The organism is Okeania sp. SIO2B9 (genome assembly GCF_010672505.1).
Lineage (GTDB): Bacteria > Cyanobacteriota > Cyanobacteriia > Cyanobacteriales > Microcoleaceae > Okeania > Okeania hirsuta.
On sequence record NZ_JAAHGK010000525.1, the window covers coordinates 1 to 4,893 of the forward strand.

A 4,893-nucleotide genomic window follows, 5' to 3' on the forward strand; every position below is an offset into this window, starting at 1 on the left:
TCCCTGATAACGCAGATGACTATGAGAAGTTTTAAAGCCAGATTTACGGTAAGTATTAACTTGTTCCAAAACACCATCTAAAGCAGCAGATTGATGATTAATTAACTTGAAAGCTTCCTGCCAAGTTTTTAAGCCAAATCCTTTTTTTCTCCATTCAGGTTTGACAATATAAATACCAATAAAATTAAAGTTTTGACTATATCTAACTACAGAAATACAACTTATTGGTTCCCCGTTTAATTCTCCAATTAAAAAACCTTGAGGGTCAGCCACATAAAAATTATTAACATCATCAATTCCAGGATTCCATCCTTCATTATCTGCCCAACTTATAGCTAATTTTAAGTCAGCTAGAGTCATTGGACGAACTATAAAATTATCTTGGTTAATACTCATTTTCAAATTTACCTAAAATATCTCAATTTAAACTTTTTTAAATAAGCTACAGTTAGAGCATTCAATCATATTGAATACCTGACTAATACCATTTATCAAAAACTTTTATACTCTATTTGAATCCTAAATTTTTGGAGACGGAATGCTGCATTTAGTTAAACCTTAAGAAACCAACCTCGACGATACATAAATTCAGAAATTCCCCACCAAAATAATACAATCACAATAGCAAAAATCAAAGAACCATTTAATGACCCTGCCCAGGATTGAAAAAAATGTTCATATATCCAAGTTTTGATGGTAGGAGAATTTTCCCCACTACTAATATTGTGATAAATCATCATTCTTGCCAAAAATCCAGAGGCTACAAATATAAAAATGGCATTTAATCCCATCACCTCAAATGGCCGTCCCCATTTTTGCCAACCTTGGACTTCGATCGCTTCATAACAAGCGGCCAGTAAAATTAAAGCCCATCCGCAGGTAAATATTACATAAGAACTTGTCCATAAAGCTTTATTGATGGGAAAAAATAGTCCCCAGATATACCCCACTACTAAACAGCTAAGACCGAAAATGACCAGATTTAAGCTAGTGCGACTTTTGATTGGTTGATGGTTGAGCCATTCCCCTGCAAAGTAACCAATCAAAACGGTTACTATAGCAGCTAAAGTGCTAAATAGACCTTCTGGGTCGTATGGTTTTCCGGCCCACAAATGTTGTTGGGTAAGAATAAGGCGATCGATATAAGCAGCAAGATTTCCTTCTGGGGAAAGGTCGCCAGCGCCATAACCGGGAACGGATATTAATTGCATGGCTATCCAATATCCAATTAGTAATACGGCGGCAAGTCCATAAAGTTGTTTTCTCGAAAGGTTAAGGATGGCGATCGCTGCAAGAAGGTAGGCTAAACTAATACGTTGCAATACTCCCATAATTCTAATATTAGCTAAGTCGTAATTAGGAAAGCCGTTTAGTAGTAAACCTAAGAGGAAAAGTATGAGGCATCGCTGCAAAATTCGCCGATAAATTTGTGTAGTTGTTTGGTTTTTATCGGTGTATTTTGACAGAGAAAAAGTCATTGCTACACCTACGATAAATAAGAAGAAGGGAAATACTAAATCGGTGGGTGTACAGCCATGCCATTTTGCGTGAAGTAAGGGTGAATAAACATAATTCCAACTACCAGGATTATTAACAATAATCATACTGGCAATTGTAATGCCACGAAATACATCTAGAGATTTTAGGCGCATTTTTTATTTCGGTTTTTATAGTAGGAAATTATACTACCTTGTTTTGATTATTCTTGGCAATACCAACTATTTTATTATTTATATTCAGTAAGTATTATATTTTTTATTGAGATAATTTTCAGTTTTCATATTGCTAGATAAATAGGTTGATTTATCCTTCAAGGAAAGGTATACTTTAGTAAGTAATAAAAAAATATTTAAGTCAATAACTTAGACCTTAATAATTATTCTTTTTTGAGAAGGTAAATTTAACTATGGCTAGCAATAAAACTGGCATTGAATGGACGGACAGGACTTGGAATCCTGCCACAGGTTGTGATAAGGTTAGTCCTGGTTGCACTCATTGTTATGCAGAAACAATTACAAAACGTTTTACTAATAATTTTCCTGAAGGGTTTGCTTTGAAACTTCATCCTGAGCGTTTGAAACAACCTTTAAGTTGGCGTACTCCTAGCCGGATTTTTGTTAATTCAATGAGCGATATTTTCCACGAAGATGTGCCTATTTCTTTCATAAAACAAGTCTTTGAAATAATTAGCAAAACACCCAGGCACATTTATCAAATTTTGACGAAAAGACATGAACGTTTAGTTGATGTAGCACCTCAATTAGAATGGCATGAAAATATTTGGATGGGTGTGTCAGTGGAAAGTCAAAATTATGTTCATCGTGTAGATTATTTACGACAAGTACCTGCTAATGTAAAATTCCTTTCTTGTGAACCACTTTTAGGTGATTTAGAACTTAATTTAACAGGTATTGATTGGGTAATTGTAGGTGGTGAATCTGGCAATAAATATCGTCCGATGAAAGAGGAATGGGTAAAAAATATTTATGAACAATGTCAGGCTGCTAATGTAGCTTTTTTCTTTAAACAATGGGGAGGTAGAACTCCTAAAGCTTCAGGCAGAATTTTAGATGGAAAAGTTTGGGATGAAATGCCGGAACTGTGGAATAAGCATCAAAAAAAATGGAGAATATACAAGGTAGAATCTAAGCGTAAATCCAGAAAATAAAAGATTAATGTTTCGATGGGAATATAACTTTTACTTTATCTCCAAATGTATTTTTTTTACGCTTAGATGGTTCTGCAATAATCTGACTTTTAGTTTCTAATTTTATTAGAGCATCTTTGTAATTTTTTTTGATATATCGTTTGCCTACATGATGTTGATTATAGATATCTATCATTGTAATTGTCTGACCCGAAAATTCATTTAAAAGCATATTTTCCAACTCATCAAGTGGTCGGGATAGTTCAAAAAGTAAAGGTTGATATTTTGTTGCAGGATTATACTCAAAAATTGGTACACCTTGTTCAGAAGATGAACTTTCCTTAGCCATAATTTCTTTCATAATTGAGTATCCTCGAATATGCTTTGATATGAAAATAAGATGATGGCTAGTTCTAGTTCCTTCAACATTTTTAAAGCAAAAAGGTAAGACATATCCGCTACCAATATTTTTCAGTTCTTGAGATATATTTTCAATGATATTTAATTCTCTTTCGTATGGCTGCATTTCTTTAAGTTCTTTTTTAAGCTGATTAAATCTCTGTTCACTAAACAAGGCTTTCATGTGTTTTTCTACTGCCTGATTTCCTAATCCCATATTTATTCTGTTGTAATTAAAGAAGAATATACAATCACAACCCCAATCTTTAATTACTGAACCTATTAGTTCACGAGATATACCTTTATAACCCCACGGATCGATAAAAAATAGTGTAGGTACTAAACTAATTTGTTGAAATGCTTGAACAACTTCTTCTCCTACTTCCGTATTGAAAATTCGTGGTTGATATTTTAATGTTTCTATATTTTCGAGAGAGTTTATTGCTTGCTGAAGTGAATCTGTATTATCAGAGTTTTTATCGTTAAAAATAGTAATTAATCTCTCTCGCATATCTTCATCAGCAATAGCACGTTCTAAAATTAGTAATGGTGTAGATTTAGAACCATCTTGATAACGACCAGGCCCAGAAAATAGATCGATATATGCAATATCTTTGCCCCATTTTTTAGCTTGTGGTATTATGACTTTTGCCCAAGCCCAAAAATATTTAGCTACAATTTCAGCTTTAACTAAAGATGTTTCTCTAGATTCATCAAAAAAAAGAATTATTTGTCATATTCCTACACTTTAAAATATCTAGTAATTATCGCTCTATTTTAATACTTATTTAGATATTGTTCTTATTGGTAAAATTAAGTTTTTGTTAAACCCAGACAATATTTCCACTCGAATATTCTTGAACAATAAATTCCTTTGTTTGATATAGCAATCCTGAATAGGTTGTAACATTTTATCGTAGCGGTTTGCTCTCCAAATCCGATTTTCCCTTGGATTTGGAGACCATTTTTTTGCACAAATCATTTAGGATTTCTATAGCTGATAGCTGACGACTAAATGCTTTCTAGATTTGTTTGTTTAGCCACAACTTAAATCACCTTATTGAGGTACCTCTTTGTCATATAAATCAAACTCCTGTGGTGTTCCATTTAATTCAGAGATAAATTTTTCATATAACCCTTGGTTACCATTTTCTACATCCCATATTTCATCCACCCAGGTGAGTAAAAAAGCTTCGGTTTCATTAATTTCACCATCATCTTTTGTAAAAGAACCTTTACGCAATCTTTCTCTCACTCCATCGCTATTAGAGAGAAGATGCTCTAAAATATCTTTAGATACAAAATCCAACTTATTTTCCACATGTGGGTAAGCTTCAAGAACTTCTTTGATTAGGAGGTCGAATACTTCTTTGTGAGTAATTTTTGCCATGATCAGGACTGTTTTTAATTAGTTTTGTTTAAGATAAGTTTTTTTGGGGGGCTTTCCCTATCTCTTTGTCTTTTTTTAATATTCAACAGATTAGGTAATTTTGCTTTACTCTTATTGTTAATGTTATTTAAAATATCAAATCATGGGATATTTAGATCATATTTATAGCTTAATGCTGAGATGAAGATATAATTATTAATTGTAGTAGTATATAGAAAATATTTTCTCAGTTTTTACAGGGTAAGTATTCAGCTATTAGCATTCAGCATTCAGCTTTTCCTGTAAGGTTAGCTGACACCTTTTTTTTATAAGTTTTAATTCTGCTTGGATAGTAATTCCTCCTTCCAAGATAACGAGTTAATAACTCATAGTTGACGGCTGTTTGCGCAGCATTCCTCAGGAAATGCTTACTTGACAGGAACGTATTTTAAAGGAAGAAAAATACGTTCCTGTCAAG

At 32.9% G+C, this 4,893-nt stretch carries 6 protein-coding genes; 2 read left to right on the top strand and 4 right to left on the bottom strand.

Annotation, left to right across the window (positions count from 1 at the left end; all coding sequences use genetic code 11):
- Together F6K13_RS18285 and F6K13_RS18290 are read right to left on the bottom strand one after the other, a co-directional pair.
- Positions 1–396: GNAT family N-acetyltransferase (locus F6K13_RS18285; protein WP_287287952.1), on the bottom strand; the 396-nt coding region annotated here is incomplete at its 3' end.
- Positions 397–551: 155 nt separating this feature from the next.
- A complete protein-coding gene (locus F6K13_RS18290) occupies positions 552–1,652 on the bottom strand; it encodes an acyltransferase family protein (RefSeq protein WP_287287953.1) in 1,101 nt (366 codons plus the stop codon).
- 254 nt (positions 1,653–1,906) lie between these two features.
- Between F6K13_RS18290 and F6K13_RS18295 the strand changes: the two genes are divergently transcribed.
- Positions 1,907–2,668, top strand: coding sequence for a DUF5131 family protein (locus F6K13_RS18295; RefSeq protein WP_124147311.1), 762 nt, complete (start codon positions 1,907–1,909; stop codon positions 2,666–2,668).
- A gap of 4 nt (positions 2,669–2,672) precedes the next feature.
- Here the strand turns inward: F6K13_RS18295 and F6K13_RS18300 are convergent, their stop codons facing one another.
- Positions 2,673–3,725: a three-Cys-motif partner protein TcmP gene (locus F6K13_RS18300; RefSeq protein WP_124155342.1), complete on the bottom strand. Its 1,053-nt coding sequence runs from the start codon at positions 3,723–3,725 to the stop codon at positions 2,673–2,675.
- Between F6K13_RS18300 and F6K13_RS18305 the strand changes: the two genes are divergently transcribed.
- The gene (locus tag F6K13_RS18305; RefSeq protein WP_240039176.1) at positions 3,661–3,798 is read left to right on the top strand and encodes a hypothetical protein; all 138 of its coding nucleotides are present in this window, start codon (positions 3,661–3,663) and stop codon (positions 3,796–3,798) included. The genes F6K13_RS18300 and F6K13_RS18305 overlap by 65 nt on opposite strands.
- A 305-nt stretch (positions 3,799–4,103) precedes the next feature.
- On the opposite strand, the gene F6K13_RS18310 is transcribed toward F6K13_RS18305, so the two are convergent.
- Positions 4,104–4,436, bottom strand: coding sequence for a hypothetical protein (locus F6K13_RS18310; RefSeq protein ID WP_124147309.1), 333 nt, complete (start codon positions 4,434–4,436; stop codon positions 4,104–4,106).
- Between the last annotated feature and the right edge of the window lie 457 nt (positions 4,437–4,893).

What these genes read in the sequence shown, in the direction of transcription:
- F6K13_RS18290 (WP_287287953.1), bottom strand. Translation starts at nt 1,652, where the DNA reads ATGCGCCTAAAATCTCTAGATGTATTTCGTGGCATTACAATTGCCAGT.
- F6K13_RS18295 (WP_124147311.1), top strand. Translation starts at nt 1,907, where the DNA reads ATGGCTAGCAATAAAACTGGCATTGAATGGACGGACAGGACTTGGAAT.
- F6K13_RS18310 (WP_124147309.1), bottom strand. Translation starts at nt 4,436, where the DNA reads ATGGCAAAAATTACTCACAAAGAAGTATTCGACCTCCTAATCAAAGAA.